The organism is Paraburkholderia sp. RL18-101-BIB-B, assembly GCF_046026985.1.
Taxonomy (GTDB): Bacteria; Pseudomonadota; Gammaproteobacteria; order Burkholderiales; family Burkholderiaceae; genus Paraburkholderia.
In genome coordinates this window covers 13,167-37,816 of record NZ_JARESV010000047.1, presented here as the reverse complement: position 1 = coordinate 37,816, position 24,650 = coordinate 13,167, and the positions used below count along the sequence as shown (strand labels likewise).

The 24,650-nt window shown below is 61.8% G+C and carries 22 protein-coding genes; 12 read left to right on the top strand and 10 right to left on the bottom strand.

The annotated features are described in order from the left end of the window. Positions 1-58 precede the first annotated feature (58 nt). The 7 genes from P0D73_RS37555 to P0D73_RS37525 all read left to right on the top strand — a co-directional run bounded on the left by P0D73_RS37555 (position 59) and on the right by P0D73_RS37525 (position 8,823). On the top strand, positions 59-1,573 hold the full coding sequence (locus tag P0D73_RS37555; protein WP_408435185.1) for a sugar ABC transporter ATP-binding protein: 1,515 nt from the start codon (positions 59-61) through the stop codon (positions 1,571-1,573). Then, entirely contained in the window at positions 1,566-2,579 is a 1,014-nt protein-coding gene (locus P0D73_RS37550) for an ABC transporter permease (protein WP_132375557.1), read from the top strand. The genes P0D73_RS37555 and P0D73_RS37550 overlap by 8 nt, the downstream gene beginning before the upstream one ends. Further along, positions 2,576-3,601 carry an ABC transporter permease gene (locus tag P0D73_RS37545; protein ID WP_408180362.1) on the top strand — a complete coding sequence of 342 codons (1,026 nt, stop codon included), beginning with the start codon at positions 2,576-2,578 and terminating at the stop codon, positions 3,599-3,601. The genes P0D73_RS37550 and P0D73_RS37545 overlap by 4 nt, the downstream gene beginning before the upstream one ends. Beyond that, positions 3,598-4,473: a sugar phosphate isomerase/epimerase family protein gene (locus P0D73_RS37540; RefSeq protein WP_408180363.1), complete on the top strand. Its 876-nt coding sequence runs from the start codon at positions 3,598-3,600 to the stop codon at positions 4,471-4,473. The genes P0D73_RS37545 and P0D73_RS37540 overlap by 4 nt, the downstream gene beginning before the upstream one ends. A gap of 107 nt (positions 4,474-4,580) precedes the next feature. Continuing rightward, complete coding sequence (locus P0D73_RS37535; RefSeq protein WP_408180364.1) at positions 4,581-5,207, top strand: nucleoside/nucleotide kinase family protein; 627 nt, start codon at positions 4,581-4,583, stop codon at positions 5,205-5,207. A 100-nt stretch (positions 5,208-5,307) separates the two neighbouring features. Next, positions 5,308-6,294: a hypothetical protein gene (locus P0D73_RS37530; protein WP_408289348.1), complete on the top strand. Its 987-nt coding sequence runs from the start codon at positions 5,308-5,310 to the stop codon at positions 6,292-6,294. 432 nt (positions 6,295-6,726) lie between these two features. Beyond that, positions 6,727-8,823: an FUSC family protein gene (locus P0D73_RS37525; RefSeq protein ID WP_408180366.1), complete on the top strand. Its 2,097-nt coding sequence runs from the start codon at positions 6,727-6,729 to the stop codon at positions 8,821-8,823. A 34-nt stretch (positions 8,824-8,857) separates the two neighbouring features. Here the strand turns inward: P0D73_RS37525 and P0D73_RS37520 are convergent, their stop codons facing one another. Together P0D73_RS37520 and P0D73_RS37515 are read right to left on the bottom strand one after the other, a co-directional pair. Continuing rightward, positions 8,858-9,190, bottom strand: coding sequence for a GIY-YIG nuclease family protein (locus P0D73_RS37520; protein WP_132375545.1), 333 nt, complete (start codon positions 9,188-9,190; stop codon positions 8,858-8,860). A 9-nt stretch (positions 9,191-9,199) separates the two neighbouring features. Further along, positions 9,200-10,369, bottom strand: coding sequence for a GNAT family N-acetyltransferase (locus P0D73_RS37515; protein ID WP_132375543.1), 1,170 nt, complete (start codon positions 10,367-10,369; stop codon positions 9,200-9,202). 133 nt (positions 10,370-10,502) lie between these two features. On the opposite strand from P0D73_RS37515, the gene P0D73_RS37510 reads away from it, so the two are divergent. After that, on the top strand, positions 10,503-12,203 hold the full coding sequence (locus tag P0D73_RS37510) for an NAD+ synthase (protein WP_408289340.1): 1,701 nt from the start codon (positions 10,503-10,505) through the stop codon (positions 12,201-12,203). 124 nt (positions 12,204-12,327) lie between these two features. Then, positions 12,328-12,666: a P-II family nitrogen regulator gene (gene glnK / locus P0D73_RS37505; RefSeq protein ID WP_006048444.1), complete on the top strand. Its 339-nt coding sequence runs from the start codon at positions 12,328-12,330 to the stop codon at positions 12,664-12,666. 252 nt (positions 12,667-12,918) lie between these two features. On the opposite strand, the gene P0D73_RS37500 is transcribed toward glnK, so the two are convergent. From P0D73_RS37500 to P0D73_RS37480, 5 genes are all read right to left on the bottom strand, one after another. Next, positions 12,919-14,070 carry a porin gene (locus P0D73_RS37500; protein ID WP_408289337.1) on the bottom strand — a complete coding sequence of 384 codons (1,152 nt, stop codon included), beginning with the start codon at positions 14,068-14,070 and terminating at the stop codon, positions 12,919-12,921. 602 nt (positions 14,071-14,672) lie between these two features. Next, positions 14,673-15,452: an ABC transporter ATP-binding protein gene (locus tag P0D73_RS37495; RefSeq protein WP_342960076.1), complete on the bottom strand. Its 780-nt coding sequence runs from the start codon at positions 15,450-15,452 to the stop codon at positions 14,673-14,675. 46 nt (positions 15,453-15,498) lie between these two features. Continuing rightward, positions 15,499-16,212, bottom strand: a complete 714-nt coding sequence (locus P0D73_RS37490; RefSeq protein WP_408180370.1) for an ABC transporter permease — start codon at positions 16,210-16,212, stop codon at positions 15,499-15,501. Next, the gene (locus P0D73_RS37485) at positions 16,209-16,898 is read right to left on the bottom strand and encodes an ABC transporter permease (protein ID WP_012432163.1); all 690 of its coding nucleotides are present in this window, start codon (positions 16,896-16,898) and stop codon (positions 16,209-16,211) included. Before P0D73_RS37485 ends, P0D73_RS37490 begins: the two co-directional genes overlap by 4 nt. Before the next feature lie 300 nt (positions 16,899-17,198). After that, positions 17,199-17,975, bottom strand: a complete 777-nt coding sequence (locus P0D73_RS37480) for an ABC transporter substrate-binding protein (RefSeq protein ID WP_408435160.1) — start codon at positions 17,973-17,975, stop codon at positions 17,199-17,201. Positions 17,976-18,582: 607 nt separating this feature from the next. Here P0D73_RS37480 and P0D73_RS37475 point away from each other — a divergent pair. After that, positions 18,583-19,293 (top strand): pirin family protein, encoded by a 711-nt coding sequence (locus P0D73_RS37475; RefSeq protein ID WP_408435158.1) that lies wholly within the window; start codon positions 18,583-18,585, stop codon positions 19,291-19,293. Between the two features lie 208 nt (positions 19,294-19,501). Here the strand turns inward: P0D73_RS37475 and P0D73_RS37470 are convergent, their stop codons facing one another. Then, a complete protein-coding gene (locus P0D73_RS37470) occupies positions 19,502-20,029 on the bottom strand; it encodes a Spy/CpxP family protein refolding chaperone (RefSeq protein WP_408289327.1) in 528 nt (175 codons plus the stop codon). A gap of 220 nt (positions 20,030-20,249) precedes the next feature. On the opposite strand from P0D73_RS37470, the gene P0D73_RS37465 reads away from it, so the two are divergent. Both P0D73_RS37465 and P0D73_RS37460 read left to right on the top strand, forming a co-directional pair. Continuing rightward, positions 20,250-20,975: a response regulator gene (locus P0D73_RS37465; RefSeq protein WP_012432166.1), complete on the top strand. Its 726-nt coding sequence runs from the start codon at positions 20,250-20,252 to the stop codon at positions 20,973-20,975. After that, the gene (locus P0D73_RS37460; RefSeq protein ID WP_408180373.1) at positions 20,959-22,275 is read left to right on the top strand and encodes an ATP-binding protein; all 1,317 of its coding nucleotides are present in this window, start codon (positions 20,959-20,961) and stop codon (positions 22,273-22,275) included. The genes P0D73_RS37465 and P0D73_RS37460 overlap by 17 nt, the downstream gene beginning before the upstream one ends. A 91-nt stretch (positions 22,276-22,366) precedes the next feature. On the opposite strand, the gene P0D73_RS37455 is transcribed toward P0D73_RS37460, so the two are convergent. Further along, complete coding sequence (locus tag P0D73_RS37455; RefSeq protein ID WP_038458190.1) at positions 22,367-22,633, bottom strand: double-stranded DNA-specific endonuclease; 267 nt, start codon at positions 22,631-22,633, stop codon at positions 22,367-22,369. 146 nt (positions 22,634-22,779) lie between these two features. Continuing rightward, on the bottom strand, positions 22,780-24,471 hold the full coding sequence (locus P0D73_RS37450) for a sensor domain-containing diguanylate cyclase (RefSeq protein ID WP_408435156.1): 1,692 nt from the start codon (positions 24,469-24,471) through the stop codon (positions 22,780-22,782). Positions 24,472-24,650 lie beyond the last annotated feature (179 nt).

The window sequence follows — 24,650 nt, the reverse complement described above, 5'->3', positions numbered from 1 at the left end:
TTCCATGAGTCAACCAGCTTCCATCAACGTCCACCGTTCTCAACGAGGTGATGCGCACATGGCATCGGGCGCGCTCGACGGCGACTGCATGCCACTGCTCAAGCTCGAGAACATTTCCAAAATCTTCGGTGGCGTTAAGGCGCTGCGGGCCGTGAAGTTCGACGTCATGCCCGGAGAAGTTCTCTGCCTTGCGGGCGAGAATGGCTGCGGCAAGAGCACCATCATCAAGATTATCAGTGGGGTCTATCAGCCGGAGCCTGGCGCAGTGATGCTCATGGACGGTGAGTCAATCGAAGGGCTCGACCCGGCCAGGGCCCGTGACCTCGGTATTCAGGTCATCTGGCAAGACCTGGCGCTTTTCCCCGAAATGACCGTCGCGGAAAACATCGCTTTCGAGCAGAACTTGGGGTCTCGTCCGCGTGTCGTTAGATACGGAAAGATGAAGGAGGCGGCCCGCCGGATTCTCGAGCGGCTCGGAGTATCCATCGACCTCAACCGTTCTGTTCGCTCGCTATCAATTGCCCAGCGCCAAGTCGTGGCCATCGCCAGAGCGCTTGTTCGCGACGCACGTCTTGTCTTCATGGACGAGCCGACTGCCTCGCTCAGCCATGCTGAGACCGAAGCTCTGCTGAAAATTGTCCGGCGACTTTCTGCGGACGGAATTGCCGTGGTGTTCGTCAGCCATCGGCTCGCTGAAGTGCTGGACGTCTGCACCCGCGTGACCGTTTTCCGCGATGGACAGTACGTCGGCACCTTTCCCACCGAAGGGATGACGCAAACCCGCCTCACGGAATTGATGACGGGCCGAACTTTCGACTATGAAGTACGCACGACAGACCTGACGAAAGCGCCGGTTGTGCTGGAGGTACAGGGGTTATCGCGAGCCCGTCAATACCATGACGTGTCGTTCAAAGTGCGACGAGGCGAGATTCTTGGCATGACGGGACGCCTTGGCGCAGGAAGAACGGAAGTTGCATTGTCGCTTTTCGGAATGACGCGCCCAGGTGCGGGTTTCATCCAGCTCGACGGAAAAGACATTTCGCCGCGCACAAATCGTGATGCTATCCAGGCAGGGATAGCCTACGTGTCTGAAGACCGACTCCAACTCGGCCTTGTCCAGCCGCAATCAATCGGAGACAACACGGTCGCGGCGGTGTTGGACAACCTTCTGAATGGCACCCATCTCATTGCTGCCAAAAAAAGAAACGCGCTGATTCAAGACTGGATTCAACAACTGGCCGTGAAGATTGGAAAGCCGGACGATGCGGTCTCCACGCTGTCGGGCGGCAACCAGCAGCGCATCGTGCTCGCCAAGTGGCTGGCCACAAACCCGAAGCTCCTTATTCTGGATTCGCCCACCGTCGGCGTCGATGTCGGCGCCCGTGCCGGCATCTTCGCCATCATTCACAAGCTCGCTGCTGAGGGTATGGCCATCTTGCTGATATCGGACGAAATTCCGGAGGTCTACTTCAACTCCGACCGAATTCTGCATATGCGCGACGGCCGCATTGTTAAAGAGTACGTGCCGGGAATGACAACGATGGAACAAATCGAGCGAGACGTCCATGCCTGATTTTCGCAAACTCGGAATCGGTTCGATCGAGGCCCTCCTGATTCTCGTAATCGCCATCATGGTGATTGGCCTCAGCCTTTCAACCTCGACATTCCTTACTCTTCCCAATCTGTTCGACCTGCTCAACCAGAGTTCCGTCAACATCATTTTCGCAGTCGGGCTATTGGTCGTCTTGATTGCTGGTGGCATTGATATCTCATTCGCCGTCGGTGCATCGGTGGTTCAGTACCTCACTGCGTTGACCGTGATGCGACTCGGTGGTGGTAACTGGGCTCTCGGCTTCATCGTGTCCGCGTTTTTCGGATTTCTGCTTGGCTCAATCAACGCCACGATTATCTACAGATTTCGCATTGTTTCAATTGTGGTGACGATTGCCACGTTCAATGTGTTCTTCGGCGGGTTGATGTTTCTCACGGGCGGGGTCTCTATCTACGACCTGCCGGACTGGTGGACGGACAGAGTTTCCCTCATCCATTTCAACACCGCGAGTGGCAATGCGAATCTCGCACTGCCTGTGGCCGTGATGGTCGTCATGGTCATAGCAACATGGTTTCTGCTGCGGCGCACGACAACCGGTCGACAGCTCTACGCAATGGGCGACAACCCCGAGGCGGCGCGCCGCGTGGGGGTCAACATAGGTGCGATGCATTACATCGCCTTTGGATGGCTCGGCATGATGGCCGGCATTGCCGGACTCATGCAAGCCCACTACGTGCAGGAAGTCGTTCCGAATGCATTTTACGGCCGCGAATTGGATGTGCTTGCTGCCGTAGTGCTCGGTGGTGCAAGGTTAGGCGGCGGCCGCGGCACGATTCTCGGCGCCATCCTCGGCATCCTCCTGACCGCCATCACCGCCAACGGCCTGAACTTGCTCGGCATCTCGCCGTACGCGTTCAAGATGATCATCGGAGCCATCATCCTCATCGCCATTACCTTGTCGAGCGGCGGCTTCGCCAAGCTCGTCGGAGCGCGATTCACGTCACAAAGCGTAAAGGCCTCGTCATGAAAATGTCCTCATCTCAACGCGCGCCGCTCGTACCGGCAGACGTCGCCGGGTTGCTTGGGTTTCTCATCCTGGTCGTCGCTGTCCTGAGCTTCGCATCTGACCGCTTTTTCTCGGCGAGCACATTCGTGTCGGTAGCGTTCCAGTTGCCGGAGCTCGGGTTCTTTACGCTGGCCATGCTGATGCCTTTGATTTCCGGCGGCTTCAATCTCTCGGTGACTTTCACCGCGAACATTTCGGGGTTGGCCATGGCGTGGGTGCTTCGTACGTACGGCGGAGCGGACGCCGGCGCTTTAGCCATCATCCTCGGCATCGCTGCCGCGTTGGCCACAGGCGCCGCCGCCGGTTGGGTGATGGGCGCCGTCATTGCGCGTACGGGAGCAAGCCCCATCCTCGTGTCCTTGTCGATGATGATTTTCTTGCGCGGATTGGGGGAGTTCCTCACTCGTGGCGGCGACATCTCCGGGTTCCCGCCGTTTGTGCGCGAAATGGGCAACGGGGTCTTCCTCGGCGTACCGATTCCCCTCCTGATTTTTCTCGGCTGCGCGTTACTTTGGCACGTTGTCATGACACGGTCGCGGCTAGGCTTCGCCACACGCATGATTGGTTCAAATCTGGAAGCAACGCGATATTCCGGCATCGCGACGACACGCGCCGTCACTCGAATTTACATGCTATCGGGATTGATGTGCGGCGTCGCTGGCGTGGTGATGGCCGCCCAGTTCAACTCGGTTCGCGTTGGCCATGGCGAGGCCTTTCTGCTCATTTCCGTGCTTGCGTGTTTCCTTGGTCGCGTGGACCCATTCGGCGGCTTTGGTCGCGTGGTACCGGTCGTGATTGCACTTGTGATTCTGCAGGTTATCGCTTCTGGCCTCAATTTGCTCGGTGCCAACCAACACCTGGCGACTGCGCTGTGGGGCGTGTTCTTGCTTGCTGTGATGCTCTTCCGTTGGGCATGGGCGAAGGGCATTTCGAAAACTTTGGTCCGCAGGCGCGTGACCGCATCTGAAGGAGTTACACAATGAATAAGCTTGGCGTGCACGCACTGGTATGGGCTGGCGACCTCACCCCCGAATCGACTCGCAAAGTCTTGAGCCAGACCAAAGCTGCTGGTTTCGACCTGGCTGAACTGTCCTTGCATGGTCCGAAGGTCATGGACCTGGCGCTCACGCGGGATTTGCTGCAAGAGCATGAGTTGGATATCGGTTGCTCGCGCGGTCTTACCTTTGGTGCGGACGTGTCCAGTGAGGACTCTGCTACGGTCGCACGCGGGGTTTCGATGCTGGAGGAAGGTATCAGCGTCACGGCAGAGCTGGGTGGAGGCTACTTCGGCGGGATTCTTTATGGTGCGATGGGGAAATACAATGCACCGGTTACCAAGCAAGGCCGTCGTAATGCGATTGATTCGCTCAAGCGCATTGCTGATTTCGCGTTGAAGAAGAACGTGACGCTTGGGCTTGAAGTGGTAAATCGCTACGAGAGCAATTTGCTGAACACCGCTTCGCAGGCGCTTGCCATGATTGACGAGGTCGATGCGCCCAATGTTGTCGTTCACCTCGATACGTATCACATGAACATTGAGGAATCCGATTTTATGCAGCCGGTTCTGCAATGTGGCAAGCGTCTTGGCTACGTTCATATCGGGGAAAGCAATCGCGGGTACCTCGGGTCGGGGACGATCGATTTCTCTCAGTTCTTCCACGCACTCGCCATGATTGACTACAAGGGCGTCGTAACTTTTGAGAGCTTCTCGTCGACGGTCGTCAACGAGCAGCTGTCCAATGCGTTGGCAATCTGGCGCAACTTGTGGGACGACGGTATGGACCTGGCCAAACATGCGCGGGAGTTCATCGCTGGTGGCATCAACGCCGCCGCAAAAGCAAAAACGCACCACTAGGCGCCTACCGGATGAAGTAAGTGTCGCGACAATGGCTCGGCAACGGGGCTTCGGCGAGGATAAGAAGAGTTCTCGCCGACCGCCACTTTTTTGGAGTACCCTGGATTATGTCGACGATTGAAGACCGCTACCTCGGTCGCCTCCACCAGTTAGTTTCTGACGGGCGGCGCTACATCCTCGGTTTGGTTGGTGCGCCGGGTGCAGGCAAATCAACACTGGCGCAAGCAATCCTTGATGCTTTTCCCGGAAAGGCAGTGGTTGTGCCGATGGACGGGTTTCATCTTGCGAATGTTGAACTCTCCCGGCTCGGTCGCGCATCCCGCAAAGGTGCGGAAGATACGTTTGACAGTGCGGGGTATATTGCACTTCTGAGGCGCTTGCGTGAGCAGCGTCACGACGAAACAATCTACGCTCCCACATTTCGCCGGGAAATTGAAGAACCCATCGCCGGCGCAATCCCTGTGGCGCCTGATATGCCGCTTGTAATCACGGAAGGGAATTACCTTCTTCTCGAGCACGGCCATTGGAAAGCTGCGCGACCATTGCTCGACGAAGTCTGGTATGTCAACGTCGACCCGGACGTGCGACGGCAGCGTCTTGTTACTCGGCATATTGATTTCGGCCGGGACCCGGCTGCAGCAGAACAATGGGTTCAGAAAACTGACGAAGTGAACGCGACCTTGATTGATTTAACTAGAGAGCGAGCCGATGTTCAATTCCAGTGGTCATCGTAAGGCACATTCAGGGGTTCTAGCACCCCACGAGGCGATGCACCATGTGTTGCCTTCCTCGAGTATCTTTGGATTTCCGGCTGAACATTGATAGAACTTCGCGATGGAATCAATCAAGCGCTGGACGTTGAAATGGGCACACGGCGAGGCAGAGGTTCAAGCACTTGGTGGAATGCTTGCGCCGGTGCGCTTTGACCTTGGAGGCGGACGTTCTGTCTCTCCGGTGCACGTTGCTCCCTGGGAGGATGATGTACACCGACCTGGCCTTATGCGCGCGTTGCGCGGGGAATGGCCTTGCCTTCCGTTCGGAATGGTCGACGTACCTACGGGCTTGCCGCCCGATTTCCGGATTCGTGATGCCGATGATGACTGGGTTCACGGGTATGGCGCGAATCACATGTGGCAACTGGTGGAGCAAAGCGACCGCATGCTCACGCTTCAAATCGCCTACCCCTCTGACAGCGAGATTGAGAGGCTTGAGCGCAAGATTGAAGTGGAGCCTGACGCACCCGCGCTGGTCGTCTCACTTACCGTCCATGCCCGTCGTGACGTGAATTTGCCGTTCGCCCTTCATCCAACTTTTGCTGTTCCAGTGGGAGGCGTTGAAATCCTCGCTTGCGAGTATCAGGCCATCTACAGCTACCCCGTTCCACTAGAGCCCGGCGTCTCGCGAATTCTGCCGAACAGTACCATCTCGACCTTGAAGGAAATTCCGACCACGCAAGGGCTGATGGACGTGACCCGCCTGCCGTTGCCCGAAACAACCGAAGAGTTGTTGCAAATCGCAGAATGTAAGCCACCGTTTGTGTTGCGGTACCCGGAGCAGCACGCCGATGTATCTCTCGACTGGAATGCGGAAGAGCTTCCCGATGCGTTGCTTTGGATTAGCAACGGTGGGCGTACACACGAACCCTGGTCCGGGCGACACTTCGCCGTAGGGGTGGAACCGGCCAACAGCTTCTTTGACCTCAGCCGGGTGGCGATTCCGCCTGCCAATCATCCGCTCGCCGGCCGCACCGGAATGGTCTTCAAAGCAGGAGTGCCGCGGACCATTACGTACCGTTTGTCGGTACGGCGCTATGAAGACTAACGGCTGCGAAGGCTAAAACTGACATTGGAACGATTTTGACCGCCAAAGCGAAGGCCAATGCTACGAAACCGCTGAGTGCAGGGTTGAGACCGGACCCCATGGCATCGGCTTCGCCGTAAGAGAGGGTCGGGTACCGCTGCACCGGCAAGACTTTGGCGGCGTTCCGGACAGACAAAAAACCGCGCGAGCCAGCAAAGGCCGCGCGGTTATTTCATGGACTGTCGAAACACGAGGCCGTCGCGCGCCGCCTGGTCTTGAGTGTGGATGCATAGCCACAGTGCATCGAGAGGATGAACCGAAGCCATTTTTATATCTAGGCGTAAACCCTTATGATTGGTCGCGTGCATGCGTCTGCATGCGCCTGCCTGCCGCTGGCTAGCACGATGCGCTGACGCAGCGCCAATCCGCGTTTCCTTGGAGCACACCGTTCGGATGCTGAATCGCAAGTCCAACCCGTCGTCTTCGCAACGCTGGTCGAACTGGCTGTATGCCGTCGTCAGCGCGATCTACCGCAAGCGGCCGGTATGGATGGTGTCGTTTTCGACGAGCGAAGCCAGTCTGTCCGAAGGTTTGAGGGCGGCGTGCGCGTCGACGGCCATGCTCGCGCTCGGCAACGTGCTGCACGAACCGGCCTTCGCGTGGGCCGCGATCGGAGCCTTCTGGACCTGCCTCGCCGACGCGGCCGGCTCGAACCGCGCCCGCTTTGCGTCGATGATGGGCTTCGCGGTGCTGTCCACGCTGTGCGGTGGCCTGACGGCTTACGCTTCCGGCGCTGGAGCCGTGTTCGCCGCGCTCGCGGTGCTGGTATTTACGACACTCGGCGCGTTCGGCAGGATCTGGGGCGCGGCCACTTCGCAGGTGACGATTCTCGCGGCGACCGCATGCGTCGTGATGGTCGACCGGCCGATGCACAGTGTTCGGCAAGGCATGGCGTTTCTCGGCATCTATCTGGTCGGATGTCTGTTTGCCGTGGCGCTGAGCCTGACGGTCTGGCGCATTCATCCGTTCGGCACGAGCCGCTCGACGCTGCGCGCCGTGTACCTGCGTCTCGCCGATATCGCACTGGACAGCGCCCGCCTGCTCGAGCGGCGCGCGGCACGCGGCGAGTGGGCCACGCATGCCGCGAAATTTCGCGCCGATGCCCGCGCCGCGCTGGAGCGCTCGCGCAAAGTGCTGGCGCGCGTGCCCGCGTCGAGAACGGGCGGCCGTGAAACCTACGACACGCTGCTCGGCTTGCTGACTGACGGCGAAGCGTTGTTCGCGTACCTGATCGCCGTCTCCGGTGCATGTGAACGAGTCCCCGACGACGCATGGCGCGCGAAACGCGCGGCCCGCCTGCTGACAGTCATGGGCGACGTGCTGCGCGGCATCGGCGCGGCCGCCAACGACGCGCAGTGGGCGCGTCTCGCCGATCTGCAACTTCGCTTGCGGCGTTTTGCGCGGCGGCTCGAAACCGCCTTGATGGAACCCGTGAAGCTGAAGTCCGATTTCGAACTGGTCGACTTCACGCCGGTGCATGCGCAGCCCGAAGGCTGGCGCGACAGCGCCGCGCGGCGCTTCACGCGAACCTGGTCGACGCTCAAGGCCAACCTGTCGGTCGAATCTGTTGGCTTGCGGCATGCGGCGCGCGTCGGCGTGACGACCACCACGGGCTTTCTCGTGATCCGTGCGCTCGGCCTTCCGTTCGGCTATTGGGCCACCATGGCGACGCTGCTGATCCTGCAACCGTCGATTGCCGCGACCTGGCCGCGCAGTATCGAGCGGGCGGCGGGCAGCATCGTCGGCGGCGTGCTGGCGGCGGGTATCGGTTACGCGATCCATTCGCCGCTCGGCATTTCGCTCGCGGTGTTTCCGCTGGTGATGGCGACCATGGCGCTGCGTCCCGTCAGCTACAGCCTCTTCGTGCTGTTCCTTACGCCGACCTTCGTGCTGGTGGCCGACTTCGCGACGCCGGGCGCGAGCGAATTCGCCTATGCGCTCACGCGGCTCGGCAACAACGTGCTCGGCTGCGTGTTGGCGCTGCTGGCCACGTTCTATCTCTGGCCGACGCGCGAAAAGATCGACTATCGCGCGTATCTGGCCGAGGCGGTGCGCGCCAATCTCGCCTATCTGAGGGCCGCGCTGGAATCGCCTCGCCGCAGCGAGAAGGACATGGAGCGCTTGCGCCGCGCTGCCGGTCTGGGCAGCAATAACGCGGAGGAAGCCATTGGCCGGATGCGCCTTGAAAAACTCGAGGACTCGATGGTCGATACCGTCACGCTGACGGTGCTGAGCGTGTTGCGAAGAATGGCCGGCACCGCGACGCAACTGCGCCTGAGTACGAACCGGCGCGATATGCACGATGAACTCGGCGCGTGGGTCGCGACCGTGAGCGCGGACATCGACACCGCGTTGAGTCGAAATTTGCGGCCGGTGCGCCTCGCGCTTCCCGCGCGAGACGGGCTGACCTCACTGGAAGCCGATGCGGTGGGCGAGCTTGCGCTGATGCATCGGCTGCTCAACGAGCGGATGCGCGAGGCGAGGGGATAGCCAAGGCAGTGCAAGTCGGCACGAAGCTCAAGCATCAGGACTTGCTGGTTTGCTCTTCTTGAGCTTGCTCGTCGTCGGCAATCGTTTCGGGCTCAGGCAAAGGCATCACCGATTCGAGCGTACGCATGCCCGCCGCAAGCGCACGCTTTTCGGACGGCGACAGCCGCTTGACCCAATACTCCGCGCGTGACGCGCTTGACCGATCCGTCAATTCGAACGACGCCAGCACCTGCACCGGCTTGCGCGAACGCGTATAACGCGCGCCCTCGCCACTCACGTGTTTGTCGAAGCGCGCCTGCACATCGACGGCGATGCCTGTGTAGACGCTGCCGTCCGAGCATTCGAGCAGATAGAGAAACCAAGCCATGAATGCGCTTCAGCCTTTGAACGGATTGTGTTCGCGCAGCTCGTCCACATACGCGTGGATGCTGTTCTTTTCGTTGTCGAGAAAGTGGCCGACCGCATCGGCGAAAGCGGGATGCGCGAGCCAGTGCGCCGAACGCGTTACCGTGGGCAGGAAGCCGCGGGCCATCTTGTGCTCGCCTTGGGCGCCGCCTTCGAACGCGCCGAGCTTTTCCTCGATGCAGAATTCGAGCGGCTGGTAGTACGCCGTTTCGAAGTGCAGGCACGGCACGTGTTCGAGCGCGCCCCAATAGCGGCCATACAGCGTGCCGCCGGTTTTCGCGTCGCGCTGATACACCACGAGCGAACTCGCGATCGGCTTGCCTTCGTATTCGGCGATCACGAGCAGCAGGTTCTCCGGCATCGACGCGCCGATCATGCGGAAGAAATCGAGGTTCAGATACGGACTCGAAAAGTGCTCGCGATACGTCTGCCGATAGCACTTGCTGAAGAAACGCCAGTCCGCGTCCTGGATGTCCTCGCCGCGAATCCGGCGCATCGTCACGCCGGCCTCGTGCACTTTACGGCGCTCGGCGCGAATGTTCTTGCGCTTCTTCTGTTCGAGCGTGGAGAGGAAATCGTCGAAGTCGCGATAGCCGTCGTTCAGCCAATGAAACTGCACGCCTTCGCGTTGCATCATGCCCATTTCGGTGAGCGCGTCCGCTTCCGTTTCGGTGGGAAACAGCACGTGCAGCGAAGACACGTCGGCCTGTTCGGCGAACGCCATCAGCGTAGCCGCCAGATGCCTGAGCGCATGCGTATCCGCCGACAGCAACCGGTTGCCTTGCACCGGCGTGAAGGGCACCGCGCACAACAGCTTCGGGTAATACGGCAAACCGTTGCGCTTGTAGGCGTCGGCCCAGGCCCAGTCGAACACGTACTCGCCGTACGAGTGCCCTTTCAGATACACGGGCGCGGCCGCCACGAGCTTGTCCGTGCGCGGGTCGGTCAGCGTGACGAATTGCGGCGCCCAGCCGCTATCCGCCACCGCGCAGCGGGTCGCATGCAAGGCGCTCAAGAACTCATGCCGCAGAAACGGCGTGGGCTGCGACTGCTGCGCGAGAAGGGCATTCCATTCGGCGGCGTCCACCTCGGAGGGCGACGCCAGAATGCCCGTGCGATAATCAAAGCGTTCCTGGTTCAATCTGTGTGACTGTTCCCAATGAGCGGCGCGGCGCTCTGAGCGCGATGCCGTTCGTTTATCCGATTTGTCCATTCCGTCGAGCTAACCAGCCGCGGTACTCGCAAGCCACGTCGGCTTGCCTGTCGATCCTGCCATGAAGACCCGAATCGCTCTTGCTCAAATCAATGTCACCGTCGGCGACTTCGCCGGCAACGTCGCGAAGATCGTCGCTGCCGCGCGCACCGCGCACAACGATGGTGCGAAGCTGCTGATCGCGCCTGAACTCGCGCTGTCCGGCTACCCGCCCGAAGATCTGCTGCTGCGTCCCGCGTTCTATGCCGCGAGTGCGGCGGCGTTGGCCGACCTCGCTCTCCAACTGAAGCCGTTCGCCGGCCTGCATGTGATCGTCGGCCATCCCCTACGTGATGTTGCGCACAGCGCGGCGCACGGCCATGGTAATGCAAACGCGCCGATCGAGCGCGGCGTGCCGCCGGTCGATACCTTCAACGCGGCCTCGCTGATCGTCGACGGAGAAGTGCGCGGCACCTATCGCAAGCAGGATTTGCCCAACACCGAGGTGTTCGACGAGAAGCGCTACTTCGCGTCCGACCCGCAGCCGTTCGTGTTCGAGCTGGACGGCGTGAAGTACGGCGTGGTGATCTGCGAGGACGCATGGCATGCGTCGGCTGCGCAAATGGCGAAGGCGGCGGGCGCGCAAGTGGTGCTGATTCCGAACGGTTCGCCGTATCACCTGAACAAGGAAGCGGTGCGCTTCGACATTCTGCGCGCACGGATTCGCGAGACCGGATTGCCGATGGTCTATGTGAACATGGTCGGCGCGCAGGACGAGCTGGTGTTCGACGGCGGCTCGTTCGTCCTCGACGCGCAAGGCGAACTGGTCGCGAAGATGGCGCAGTTCGAGGAAGCGACCGCGATCGTCGAATTCGAAGACGGCAAGCCGCTGCCCGCGCCGATCGCGCCGGAGCTGTCGATCGAGGCGCAGGTCTATGCCGCGCTCGTGATGGGCGTGCGCGACTATATCAACAAGAACGGTTTCCCGGGCGCGCTGATCGGCCTGTCCGGTGGCGTGGATTCGGCGCTGGTGCTGGCCGTCGCGTGCGATGCGCTCGGCGCGGACCGGGTGCGCGCGGTGATGATGCCGTCGCGCTACACCGCGGACATTTCCACCACCGACGCCGCCGAGATGGCGCGCCGCGTCGGCGTGCGCTACGACGAAATCGCGATCGCGCCGATGTTCGACGCGTTCCGCGGCTCGCTCGCGCAGGAGTTCGCGGGCCGCGCCGAAGACGCCACCGAAGAAAACATTCAGGCGCGCATTCGCGGCACCCTGCTGATGGCGCTCTCGAACAAGTTCGGCTCGATCGTGCTGACCACCGGCAACAAGAGCGAAATGGCGGTGGGCTACTGCACCCTGTACGGCGACATGGCCGGCGGCTTCGCGGTCATCAAGGACATTGCGAAGACGCTCGTCTACCGCCTGTGCCACTACCGCAACCAGGCTACCACTTTCGACAAGCGGGACGTCATTCCCGAGCGGATTCTGACGCGCGCGCCGTCGGCGGAACTGCGCGAGAACCAGACCGATCAGGACAGCTTGCCGGAGTACGAAGTCCTCGATGCGATCATGCGCATGTACATGGAAGAGGACCGCTCGCTCGCCGAAATCATCGCGGCGGGCTATGCGGTCGAAGACGTCAAACGCGTCACGCGCCTCATCAAGATCAACGAATACAAGCGGCGTCAGGCGCCGATCGGCATTCGCGTCACGCATCGCGCGTTCGGGCGCGACTGGCGTTATCCGATCACGTCGCGCTACACCGAACCGGTGGAGTGAGCCGCGGCGAATGACTGCGGACTAACCCGAAGCGCGTGCCGGATTGCCGCAACGCATCCGGCGCGGCGTAGAATAAAAACATCCATTTCCCTTTCACTCTTCCAGACACGAGACGAGGTTCGCCATGAAGCGCATCACTGCAGTCATCAAACCGTTCAAACTTGACGAAGTGCGCGAGGCGCTCGCCGAAGTCGGCCTCACCGGGCTGACCGTGACCGAGGTCAAAGGCTTCGGCCGTCAGAAAGGCCATACCGAGCTCTATCGTGGTGCAGAGTATGTGGTCGACTTTCTGCCGAAAGTGAAGATCGAAGTGGTGGTGGCCGACAATCAGTGCGACCAGGTGATCGACGCGATCATCGGCGCGGCGCGCACCGGCAAGATCGGCGACGGCAAGATTTTCGTCGCGGACGTCGAGCGCGTGATCCGCATTCGTACGGGCGAAGAAAACGAAGCAGCGGTTTGAAGCACCAGAGTTCGTCGCCTCAAAGCAGGTGTCAAGCGTCGGGATTTGCCAACTGCAGTCAGCCGCACAACCATGAGTGCACCGCGCCGGTGCGTTCGAGTGGTGGCAAAACCGTGCGCTCAAATAAAAAACGGTGCGATACCCTTTCGGACATCGCACCGATACGCGCCTCTCGCAGCAGCGTGAAAAAGATTCTCTTGAAGAACTCTTGATTACACCCCGAAGGAAGTCCCTTCGGGGAACACCGTTCGATTAGAACGAGTGTTGAATACCTGCGTACACGCCCGACTGGCTGTGACCCGGCAGCGGGTTGTCCGTGCTGGTTGCCGTACCGGCGTTGTTAGCATTCAGGCCGTAGTTAGCCGTCTTGCTGTTTTGCGTCGTTGCGATCTGGATGTCCAGCAGCGTGCGCTTGGACAGGTTGTACGAGCCGCCGATCGTGTAGATCGTCGCGTTGCCTGCGCCATTGTTGCCGTTCACGTGGTAGACCGCCGCGATCAGCGCTGCAGCCGGCGTTGCTTGCCACGTCACACCGCCCCATTCGTGATCCAGAGTGGTCGGCTGGCCCGGCAGAACGTTCTGCGCACCTGCCGAACGGACAGCCTGGTAAGCAGCCTGAACCTTGAACTGGCCGAGGAAGACGTTCACGAGAGCCGAGTATTCACGCGATGCCGCGAATACGCCGTTGCCGATATTGGCCGTATTGACCGCGCTCGGGTTCGGGCCGTACAGCACGCCGTTAGCCGGATTGCGGATTTCGTCGTAAATACCGCGAATCTGGAACAGCGAGCTCGTGTAGGTAACCTGCGCGCCAGCTTCGCGACCTTGCGGGGTCGTGCCGTTGCCGTTCCAGCTCGTTGCGTTCGACAGCGCGTATTGACCGTAGAAGTCAAAGCCGGCGATCTTCGGCGACTGGTATGCGAAGTTGTTGCTCGATTGCGGCCAGTTGCGGCCACGCACCAGCGATGCCGACGACCAGTTCGATTGACCGAACGGGTCGAAGTCCCACACGCCGTTCGAGATGTACAGCATGCGGCCCATCGTGAACGTACCGTACTGGTCGTTCGACAAGCCGACAGTTGCCCAACGATTGAAGAGACCGCCGCCGCCAGGACCTGCACCCGTCATGGTGTTGAAGGAGCCTTCCAACTGGAACAGGACCTTGTTGCCGCCACCGATGTCCTCAACGCCCTTCAAGCCCCACAGACTGGTACCCCAGTCGCCGCTTTCTGCGCGCCAGCGGTTCGTGCTGCCAGTTGCCTGGCCAGCTGCGTTCGAGCCTTGCGGAACGCCCGTCATGTATTCGATACCGGCGTCAAGGCGGCCGTACAGCGTCACGCTGCTTTGGGCGTGCGCAACAACACCGGCTGTCATCAGCGCAGCGGCGAGCAAAGCTTTCTTCATCTTCTCCTCCATACCCTGTCAAAAAGTGAAACCCAGTACTGCGAATGGTGCTCGGCCGCGATTTGCGCCGAACAGAAATCGGTACCAGGGAGATTAGCGGGTGGATTGGGTCTCCTGCCGTGACGTGTAGCCTTGGGGCTATCTGGTCGCCATGCCGATCCCTCGCCGACCGGTTCTCCTCTGTGCTTTGAAGTGAAACTACTTTTAATGAACTTTGTTTTGCTACTTTGGTTACTAATTTATCAAAAATACCCTGAACTGGGAGAAGAAATTAGTACCTGCCTCGATCGATGTCTCCAAATTGCAATACGAATGTGCGCGACGACCCGTTACAAGGCCTTCGAAAAACGCGAAAACCCTTATGCGACAAGGGAATCACGGATCGGCGCGGGCAACGTTAAGGATTGCCACTATTGACGCTTTAAATGCGGCAGAGTAGGGCGAAAAGGCGGGAGTTCGAGGCTTGCGGGGCGCGGTTTTCGCGGCGGAAATCGCCGGAATGCACAGGTGAGCGAAACAAAAAAGGCGCTAGTAAGCGCCTTGTAATGCTACTTTGACTACAACCCAAATAGCGGGCTGAATCCGGGGTTTTGTTGAGTTTATTATTTGAGGCTTCCGGACAGGAACTGCTTGAGCCGGTCGCTCTTCGTGTTCCTGAATACTTCGTCGGGATGGCCTTCTTCTTCCACCCGGCCTTGATGCAGAAACATCACGTGATTCGACACGTTGCGCGCAAACGCCATTTCATGCGTGACGACGATCATCGTGCGGCCTTCTTCGGCGAGCGTCTGCATGACCTTGAGCACTTCGCCGACCAGTTCGGGGTCGAGCGCGGAAGTCGGTTCGTCGAACAGCATCACATCCGGATGCATGGCCAGCGCACGCGCGATCGCGACACGCTGCTGCTGCCCGCCTGAAAGATGTGACGGATATTGCTTCTCCAGGCGTGGCGCGAGCCCCACCTTTTCCAGATACTCACGCGCGCGATCTTCGGCTTCCTTGCGCTTCAGACCCAGCACGTTGACGGGCGCCTCGATGATATTTTCGAGCACGTTCATGTGCGACCACAGGTTGAAGTGCTGGAACACCATCGACAGCCTGGTCCGCACGCGCTGCAACTGCTTCGGGTCCGACACGCGCAACGCGCCGTTCTTGCCAATCTGCGTGCGCACTTCCTCACCGTCGACAAAGATGCGCCCGGCGTTCGGCTGCTCGAGAAAGTTGATACAGCGGAGCATCGTGCTCTTGCCCGAACCGGACGAGCCGATCACGCTGATCACATCGCCGGCGTTGGCCTTGAGCGACACGCCCTTGAGAACTTCGTTGTCGCCGTACTGTTTGTGAAGCTCGTCGACGAAGAGCTTTTGCTTCTTGGTGGTCATCAGGATCCTTGGGCATGCTTACTTGCGGAGGGCGCGGTGCCCCGGGTTACTTGCCTTGCGGCCGCAGGTAAGCGAGCCAGCGGCGCTCGGCGCGGCGGAACAGCCACACGAGCGCGAAAGAAATGCACAGATAGAGCAGGGCTGCGATGCCGAATGCATTGAACGACTGATACGTCGCGGAGTTCACATCGCGCGCGATCTTGAGAATGTCCGGCACGGTCGCGGTAAACGCGACGGTGGTCGCATGCAGCATCAGGATCACTTCATTGCTGTAGTAGGGCAGCGCGCGGCGCAATGCCGACGGCAGAATCACGCGCCGGTACAGCGTGAACGACGACATGCCGTACGCGCGTGCCGCTTCGATCTCGCCGTATGGCGTCGCCTTGATCGCGCCGGCGAAAATCTCGGTGGTGTACGCGCAGGTGTTCAGCGTGAAAGCGAGCAGCGTGCAATGCATGCCGTCGCGGAAGAACGCATTGGTGAGCTCGTGATTGCGAATGACTTCGAGGCTGTACAAGCCGGTGTAGCAGAGCAGCAGTTGCACGTACAGCGGCGTGCCGCGGAAGATGTACGTATACAGCCACACGAGGCGGGAGAGCCACTTCCTCTTCGACACGCGCGCCACCGCGAACGGAATCGACAGGCAGAAGCCGAGCCCGATCGACACCACCAGCAGCCACAGCGTGATCGCGACGCCGGTGATGCGATAGCCGTCGGTGTAGAGATAGTTGCGCCAGTATTCCTGAATGATCTCGATCATAGATCCGCCTTTCGCACGCCGGTCGAGTAACGCTTTTCGAGGTACATCAGCACGAAGTTGGACACTGTGGTGATGACGAGATAGATCGCCCCTGCGAACAGGGTGAAGAAGAAGAACCGCAGCGTGCCTTTGCCGGCGTCCTGCGAAGCCTTGACCACGTCGGCGAGACCGATGATCGACACCAGCGCGGTGGCCTTCACCATCACCTGCCAGTTGTTGCCGATGCCGGGCAGCGCGAAGCGCATCATCTGCGGGAACATCACGCGGGTGAACACCTGCCAGCCCGTCATGCCGTAAGCCGCGCCGGCTTCGAGCTGGCCGCGCGGCACCGCGAGAAACGCGCCGCGGAAGGTCTCGGTGAAGTACGCGCCGTAAATGAAGCCGAGCACCGCGACGCCGGCCACGAAGGGATCGATGTCGATCTGGTCCCAGCCGAGCAGATCGGTCAGGTTGTTCAGCCAGATCTGGATGCTATAGAAGAGCAGAAGCATCAGCACCAGGTCGGGCACGCCGCGCACGAGCGTGGTGTAGACCGTGCCGACGCCGTAGGAGAAACGGTTTTTCGACAGTTTCGCCGCCGCGCCGAGCAGGCCCAGCACGAAAGCGAACGCCAGCGACAACACCGCCAGTTTGACGGTCTGCCAGGTGCCGTTGAGGAGCAGCGGGCCGTAGCCTTGAAGGAACATATGGGGTCCTTGACGATGTGTTTGCGACACACCGCGAAAGACGCGGCCAACTCTGCGCCGCGTTTGCCGCGAGCCTGAGGCTCGCTGTGACCTGCGGCGCACAGCGCACCGCTGTGCAAATCATGACTGCATGGCCGTTGCCGGTCTTGCAGCGCGCTTTTCGACTCTCGTTGTGAAACTGCTTGTGAATCTACTGCCGACTGTATTACGAAGCCTCGTGAAAGCCCATGCGGGCGAGCCCCGAGTTTCGTGGGTGCTGCATTCTGTGCCCGGGTTCAGTGTCCAGACTCGATGCCCGGCTCAATGCCCGGGATAGATGTCGAAGTCGAAGTACTGCTTCTCGAGCTTCCTGAACGTGCCGTCCTGGTGAACCTGCGCCAGCGCCTGGTTGAACATCGCCTTCAGCTCGGCGTCGTCCTTGCGCAGGCCGATGGCCGTGCCTTCGCCGATCGTCTTCGGGTCCTTCACTTCCGGGCCCGCCCAGCCGAAGCCTTTGCCGCGCGGCGTCTTCAGGAAACCGGCATCGGTCTGCACTTCGTCCTGCAAGGCGGCGTCCAGACGCCCCGAAGCGAGGTCGGCGTACACCTGATCCTGATTCTGATAAGGCACCACGGTCACGCCTTTGGGCTCCCACCAGACTTTGGCGTAGGCTTCCTGAGTCGAACCCTGTTCGACGCCGACGCGTTTGCCCTTCAGCGAATCAGCCGTGGGCAGCAGCGGCGAGCCTGCCTTGGCAATCATGCGGGCGGGGGCGTCGAACAGCTTGTCGGAGAAGTCGATCTGCTCGCGGCGCTTGTCCGTGATGGTCAGCGACGACACGATCGCGTCGTACTTCTTGCCCTTCAACGCCGGAATGATGCCGTCGAGATCCTGCTCGACCCACACGTATTTCACGTTCATCTTCGCGCACAGTGCGCGGGTCAGATCGGCGTCGAAGCCGACCACCTGACCGTTGGGCGCCTTGGATTCGAACGGCGGATAGCTGGCGTCCACCCCGATTCGCACGGTTTTCCACTCTTTCGCCAGCGCGCCGGTGGCCATGACCGCAAGCGCCACGCAGAGTGCGAACTTCTTCATGTTTCTCCTGGGTCAAACTGATCGTCGTGGTGCTTCGATCTCGACGACCGCCGGCTCGTGGCCGGCCGTCGCTATTCTAGGCGGTCAAAATTGTCGCGCCGCTCGGGTTTCTGCTGCGGAGCGCGGCGCGTGCATCCGATGCATCGAGGCAGTCCGGCGCGGGTCTGAAAACTGCAGCCGACCCACCGCGGCCCGCCATGCCGGGCTCGCCGGTGCGCCTTCGGCACGCACGCAATCTCGAAAAGCGCGGTATTTTACCCGAACAGGGACGAGGCGCCAGTCCGGGACGCCGGCGGCGGCAAACTGGCGCGCGCGGACGTTGTGCGGGCGCGACGCTGCTGCTTTCTTTCCAGACCGTGCGGGGCCGGTCGCGCTTGCGGCGGATGCGCGACTCATGTGCGGGGCGTTTGTCGTACCTATGCCGGGACCGGAATCGCAGCCGCGGTCTTGCACGCGCGGCCGGAACATCGCCCGGACCAGCGCCGGACCGCGCCAACGCGCGATTGCACGGATTTATGGAACGATCCGGTGCACCCGCGCCGATTGTTTAGTGCAGGCCATGCCCATACATTCTCGGCATCGCTATTTACTCACCGGGAGTACTTCCATGTTCGAGATTCGCCGCTCCGAAGAACGCGGTCACGCCAACCACGGCTGGCTCGACTCGTATTACAGCTTCTCGTTTGCCGACTATCGCGATCCCCAGCACGTGCATTTCGGCCCGCTGCGGGTCATCAACGAGGACCGTATCGCCGGCGGCGAGGGCTTCGGCACGCACGGCCATCGCGACATGGAAATCGTCACGTATGTGCTGGAAGGCGCGCTGGCCCACCGCGACAGCATGGGCAACGGCTCGACGATCCGCCCCGGCGACGTGCAGCGCATGAGCGCCGGCACGGGCGTGCAGCACAGCGAGTTCAACGCGTCCCAGGACGAATCGGCGCATCTGCTGCAGATCTGGGTAATTCCGCAACGCGCGGGCGATCAGCCCAGCTACGAGGAAAAGCGCTTCGACGCCGCCGACAAGCGCGGCCGCCTGCGCGTGGTCGCGTCGCCCGACGGCCGCGACGGTTCGGTGACGATCCATGCGGATGCGTCGATTTACGCGGCGTTGATCGATGGCGCGGAATCCGCCACGTTCGCGCTGCCCAAAGGACGGCTCGCCTATGTGCACGTGGCGCGCGGCGAGCTGACGGTGAACGGCGAGACGCTCCATGCGGGCGACGCCGCCAAGCTCAGCGACACGGATACGGTGACGCTGGAGAAGGGCGAGAACGCTGAAGTGCTGCTGTTCGATCTGGGGCAGCTCAACGGCTAAGCCGTGCCCGTTCGGTTGCGCTTTCACTGAAGGAATAGTTGAAGGCGCAACGAGCAAGCCTCACGCTTGCATCGCGACGGTCCGCACGCACACACCGCGCCGCATCGCGTAGTCAAAAAAACGCCACGGAAGGCCAACCTCCGTGGCGTTTTTGCATCCAGCAACGCAGACGGCCGCGCGGGCCGCCTGTGCATCGATACCGGGCCGCTTACTGATTGGCCGCCGGCGCCGATGCCGCGCCCTTGCGATGCTCCCAGCGCTCGTGCATCTTTTCATGACGCGACTCCATCTTCGCAAAGCGCTGTTTGAGCTCCGTGCTGACGGTGGTCTTCTGCTGGTCGTTCAGGCCGTTGTAGAACTTGAGCCAGGCATCCGAGGTTTGCTGACGCAGTTGCGCGTCTTTCTGCTCGACTTGCTGATGCGCGGCCGCCATGGCGTTCAAATCCAGGATCGGCTGTTGCTGCGCAGCCTTGAACTGGTTCTTGATCTGTTCATGATTGGCGCGCATGGCCTCGTGGTTCTGCTTCATGGTGTCGAGCGCGGCTTGCCACTGCTTTTCCTGATCCGCGTTCAGCTTCAACTGATCGTGGAGCTGGGTCAATTGCTTCATGAAGTGGCCGTGCCAGCCGCCGGGGCCGCCGTGTTCGGCGGGTTGTGCGGCATAGGCAGCGCCCGCGCCGATGGCGAGAGCAGTGGCGGCAACGGCGAGAACGCGCGACATCTTTTTGGTAGACATGTGAGACTCCCTGTAATGGAATAGCCGACGATGCAACCGGTTAAAGTGGACGGCCTGCATTCGGTAAGACACAGCGTAGAGAACTGCGCAGTTCGCTGTGTTACGTGGCAGGATGCGGCTGTTACGGGGGATTACGCACACCTTTCACCGTAACACCCGGTAACCCTTGGGGCCGGTTTGAAATCGAAAACCCATCCTGCTGCGCGTTAAACTTCATCCCATGGCTACTCAAATACTTGTTGTCGACGACGACGTTGAATTGCGCGATCTGCTCCGCGACTATCTGGCCCGCCAGGGCATCGAGGTTTCGGTGCTGCACGACGCGGGCTCGCTCGAGCGTAGGCTCGAACGCGAGCGCCCGGATCTGATCGTGCTCGACCTGATGATGCCGGGGGTCGACGGGCTCACGGCGCTGCGCAAGCTGCGCGCGTCGGGCGACGACATCCCCGTGATCATGCTCACGGCGCGGGCGGACGACGTCGACCGCATCGTCGGGCTGGAACTCGGCGCGGACGACTACCTCGGCAAGCCGTTCAATCCGCGCGAGTTGCTCGCGCGCGTACAGGCGGTGCTGCGCCGCCGCCGCACGCTGCCGTCGGCGGCGGCGCCGGAGCAGCGCGAGCCGTTCAATTTCGGCCGCTTCACGCTGGACTTCCAGTCGCGCACGCTGCATCTGGAAGACAAGCCGCTCACGTTGTCGGGCAGCGAATTCGCGTTGCTGAAGATTTTCGTCAATCACCCCATGCGCACGCTCACGCGCGAGCGTCTGCTCGAACTGCTGCACGGTCCGGAATACGACGGCACCGACCGCGGCATCGACGTGCAGGTCTGGCGTCTGCGCCGCATTCTCGAAACCGATCCGTCCACACCGCGCTTCATTCAGACTGTGCGCGGCCGCGGCTACGTGTTCGTGCCCGACGGCGAACAGCATGCGCCGGCCCATTGATTCGCTGTTCGGGCGGCTAGCGCTGCTAGTCGTCGCGGTGCTGCTGCTGTCGCATTTCGCGTGGTACGCGCTCATGCGCCTAGAGCGCAGTCAACTGCAAACGCGCTACGCGGTCGAGGAAGCGACCTTCCTCGTCGACGCGGTGCGTCAGCACGTCGCCCGAACGCCGGATCAGCCATTGCCGTCGCGCGTCAAACTGGTCGACCCGGCGAGCCCTGAAGTGCCGCCGGAGGCCGTGGACATGCCGCCGCCGCTCGAACGCTTCGTCGAAGACGTGCGCGACCGCATGCCGTCCGGCACGCAGGTGCGCGTCGGCCTGCCGGGTCGTCCGCCCACGCTATGGGTGCGCGCCACCTCCGACCGAAGCTGGATCGTCGTACCGGTGCAGCCGTTGCGCACGCCGCGCTCGCTCGACCGCACGGTGCTGTGGCTTGCCATCATTTTCTCGTTCGCGGTGATGGCGGCGCTGTTCGCCGCGTGGGCGCTGCAGCAGCCGTTGCGCTCGCTCGCCCAGGCGGTGGCGCGCTTCGGCCGCGGCTTGCCGGTGCCGCCGGTGCCGGAGCGCGGGCCGCGCGAATTGCGTCAACTCACGCACGGCTTTAATCAGATGGTCCAGGAAGTGGCGCGCACGGAAAACGACCGCGCCGTGATGCTGGCGGGCGTCGCGCACGATCTGAAAACGCCGCTCGCGCGTTTGCGGCTGCGCGCCGAAATGATGGACGAAGTGAAGATGCGCGACGGCGTGGTGCGCGATGTCGATTCCATGACGCATATCGTCGAACAGTTTCTGGTGTTCGCGCACGACGGCGCCGATCGCAGCGAAGCGGTGGAAGTGGACGCGCAGTGCGAGCGGGTGGTGCGCAGCTATCGCGCGGTAGCCTCCGGTGTGGCCACCGTGCAGACGGAACTCAATGCGGGGCCGGCGTTCCTGTTGCCCGCCGCCACGCTCGACCGGATTCTGTCGAACCTGCTCGACAACGCGCATGCCTACGGTGCGCCGCCGATCGTCGTCGCCACGGCGCGTACCTCGCAGGGCTTCACCTTGTCGGTGAGCGACAGCGGCAGCGGTATCGCGGCCCAGGACCTGATCAACGCCAGCCGGCCTTTCGTGCGGCTCGATCCGGCGCGCGGCGGCAACGGCCATAGCGGTCTCGGGCTCGCCATTGTCGAGCGGCTGGTAAGGCGTGCGGGCGGGGAGTGGGAGATCGGCAACCACGGTGGCCGTGGTTTGCGAGTCTTGATGAGCTTTCCGTTTGAAGTGCTGCCGCGGGTCGCAGCGGCGTCGGAAAGCGCCTGGTAAGTCGTGCAGTGCGCGGTGTTGGCTTCCCGGCCCGCGCCGTGCCCTCGGGATCCGAACGCAAGGTTCGGAGGTGCGGCCGGAAACCGGCGCGCTAGTCCGAGAACAACGTATTCAGCGCATTCGCCGCGTCGCTATCCACCGTATTCCACGTCACCGTTTCGGCTTCGAAAATATAGTGCGTGGTGTATTTGCCGAGACGCGCCAGGATCTCTTCCTGAATCAGTTCCGGCGCCACCTCCAGTTTCAGATACCACGCGGTGGACGACAGGCGCGTCTGGAACGCGCCGTATTCAGCCAGCAGATGGTCGAACGCGTCAGCATCCTGATCGCGACACACGATCACCAAATTTCCCTTCATGCGAATCTCCCGTTAAAGCGGTAGCGGCAACCTCGATATCAGGGTCGATCATACCTGCTTCGTTAGGGGATGCCCGAGGGCGGGTCTTGCCTTGCATCAGCTTGCGTGCTGATTGAGACGCCGGTGTCTGGCGTCTGCCGAGCGCATCACCACACGTTGGCCACCGTGCGGGTGGGCGGTGCGGTGTCGTCGGGCGGCAAGGCTTCGGTGCGGTCGCGGCCGCCCGATTTCGCCGCGTAGAGCGCCATGTCGGCGCGGCTCATGATTCGCTCGGGCAGATCGTCGGGCGAGAGTTCGGTGATGCCGATGCTCACGCTCAAGCCCACCGAAGCGGGCAGCTTCGGCGAAGGGACCGCTTTCAGACGCAGCCGCAAGCGTTCGACGACTTCGTGGCCGCCGGCCAGATCCGTGGCCGGCAGCAGCAGGCCGAACTCTTCGCCGCCGAGCCGGCCGATCGCGTCGGCGCCGCGCAGCTCGGCGCGGCAGGTGTCGACGAAATGTTCGAGCGCGCGATCGCCGGCGGCGTGGCCGAAGCGGTCGTTGATCTGCTTGAAGTGGTCGAGGTCGGCGATCGCCATGCACAGCGGTTCGTTGCCGGCATGCGCGCGTTCGATCTCATGGCGCAGCAGGTCGAGAAAGTAGCGCCGCGACAGCGCGCCGGTCAGCGCGTCGTGGCGCGCCTCGGCCGACAGCAGCGTGTTGGCGGATTGCAGTTGTTCAGCGAGATCGCGCGTGGCGCGATGGTGGCGACGCTCGCGCACATACGACACCGTGATCACCCACGCCAGCGCGACTGTACCGGCCAGCGTCAGAAACACCAGCAAATGATCGCGCTTGTGATTGCGCAGCAGTTCCGGCCAGGCTACGAGCGGATCGACCAGATGCGCCGACAGCCCCGAGTTCAGGCCGCCGCGCGTCTGATAGAGCGACGGCATAGGCCGGTCGGACATGCCGAACAGTTGCCCGGCCACGGCTGACGGCACCCACGGCGCCTGTTCGCGCACTTGCGAATCCACGCTGATATGGATGTCGGGAATCGCGTCGCGCTGGTAGATGACCTTGCGCTCGGCGGGCGTCATTTGCGTGACGCGTGAGTTCGGCAGCGCGCGGCCTTCGAGCTCGCTGTTGTGCGCCATGATGATGACGCCGTTGTCGTCGGCGACGAAGGTCCCGGCGTGCGCGACCCAGTGGCGCAGCCGGGCGATCCCGACCTTGGCGACGACCACGCCGACCAGCAGACCGTCCGCGTATGCCGGCGCGGCGATGAAGATGCCGGGCTCGCCGCTCGCGCGGCCGACGCCATAGGCTTCGGAGAACGCGCCGAGCAGCGCGTTCGTCAGGTAGCCGCGCACGCGCATGTCGGTGCCGACGAAGGAGCGCTCGGCCGCGAGCGGATTGTTGATGGAGTTGCTCGAGGCGACGCAGACGCCGTTGGCGTTGACGAGCCAGATCTGGTCGAGCCCGGAGAAGCCTTGCGCGTCGTGCAGGAAGTTGCTCACGGCGCTCATCTGCTTGTCTTTCAGCAACGCGGCGCGCAGGACGGGTTCCGTCGCTTCGCCGTTCACGGCATAATTCTGGGATTGCACCAGAGCGCGCTGGACCACGTCCATTTCGGCCATGGTTGCGGGGATGGCGCGAGACATCGCAAGGTCGCTGGCGATCACTTCCGCCATGTTGTCCACGATCGACGCGGACATTTGCCGCTGCGCACGCAGGGCTGCGTCCAGCTCTTGCTGTACCATCCGGTCCGCAACCATGCCGGCCACGAACCAGCAAACCAGGACGATCAGCATGAAGCTGACCGGCCCGGTTGCCTGGCGCAAGGTTGTCCTGTTCATCGACTCTCTGATCCGTCTTGTGACATGCAACTGGCTCTTTCGTGGCAGCGCGCTTGCGCTGTTTCGCCCCTGTGGAAGCGGTCGGCAATACGCCGTCGCTGTGGCCCGGGATAAACCGATAACAGGCGTCGTCTCCTGATTTTAACCGTCATGGGGCCAGACGCCACCGTTATTGCGGG